Annotated in this window: 1 protein-coding gene and 1 pseudogene; one reads left to right on the top strand and one right to left on the bottom strand. The window is 55.8% G+C overall.

Annotated elements, in window-relative coordinates; genetic code table 11:
* Positions 1–416 (bottom strand): annotated as a pseudogene (locus tag JF66_RS20565) (hypothetical protein); the annotation flags it as partial.
* Between the two features lie 238 nt (positions 417–654).
* Here JF66_RS20565 and JF66_RS20570 point away from each other — a divergent pair.
* Positions 655–1236: a TetR/AcrR family transcriptional regulator gene (locus JF66_RS20570; protein WP_035880806.1), complete on the top strand. Its 582-nt coding sequence runs from the start codon at positions 655–657 to the stop codon at positions 1234–1236.
* Positions 1237–1315 lie beyond the last annotated feature (79 nt).

Here is a 1315-nt window from a genome sequence, read left to right on the forward strand (position 1 = left end):
CCAGTGGGCGGGTAAACCACCAACAGGACACCGCTGCCGACGCTCAGGATGCACCCAACGCTCCAATTGAAGGTGCTGGCGGCACCGCCTCCGTAGGCGAGCGCAACGGAATCGAGTTGCCGTCCATCGAGATACTTCTGCAAGTAGCTACCCTTGCAGTTTGTGAGAGGTTCGCCGGAACTCATGAAGTAGCTGTACCCGGATGTAAGAACGCAGTTGTACTCGTAGTTTCCTGTCTGGGTCGAGAACATTTCCGCCGAATTGTTCGGCGATGGCTGGCTTGCCGTGTGAGTTGTGGCCGCGGCCACTGTGTCAGGTGTGGTTGCAGTCATCGTCTCGGCGCTCGCTGGGCTGGCGAATGCAATCCCAGCCAGCAAAATGATGGTGGTGCTGGCAATACTTAGCAGCTTCTTCATTGAGTGCATCTCCAGATCACGGGAATTGCAGCGCCGAAGTGGCCCTGTCCCTCCCTGTTATGTGAAGCTATGTCTTGGACGCACGTCTAGGGAACTATGAAAATCGAGCGCTTTCCCGGACGCGGCTCCTAGGGATAGATTTCTCAAGTGGTTGATCTTAGGGGTGAACTGTATGGCTCAGTCAACGATGTCGAGAGCACACAGGCGTGTATCGAGAGAACCATATTCCGATACCGCGTTGGAGATTCTTCGAGCAGCGACACGTGATTTCGATGAGGTTGGGTTCTCGTCCGCGAGCATCAGCGGGATCGCCACGCACGCGGGTAAATCGAAATCGCTCGTCACTTATTACTTTCCAACAAAGTCATTGCTCGCCGCTGCCATTTTGAACCAGGCATATCCGGATGGCGTCTTTATGGGAGTGAAACGTCACGCAGCGAACCCGCTGGACGCTATCCTGCAAGCCGTTGAACACGTGACATCAAGCGTGGCCCACGGCAGTCTCGCTCGCGTAGCGCTCAAGCTTGGACATGAACCCGAGCTTCTCCGGCAGGGTTCGTCAGAGAACTCTAACGCCTGGCTGACCCGCATTGCTGACTACTTGGACGAAGCACGACGAGCCGGGTTGATCTTCGAGGAGACCAACGTCGAGAACGAGTCACGGTTCATTGTCGCCAGCATCATTGGGCTGATCACGCTTGCTATACAGACGTCCAATTTTCCGTTCCTTGTCGCAGACTCACTGACCGTCACAGGTCAGCGAATTGACATGCTGACCGTTATTGCTGCTGGGCACCACGCAGTTCCGTGGCACGAATAGTGAGCAAGACGACAGGATGCTCGCTGGATGTCGGTGCGACACTCCTCGATTTCGACCGTGACGTTGCGGTCGGCGAGAT

Origin of the sequence: Cryobacterium sp. MLB-32, assembly GCF_000738085.1 — a bacterium.
Classification (GTDB): domain Bacteria; phylum Actinomycetota; class Actinomycetes; order Actinomycetales; family Microbacteriaceae; genus Cryobacterium.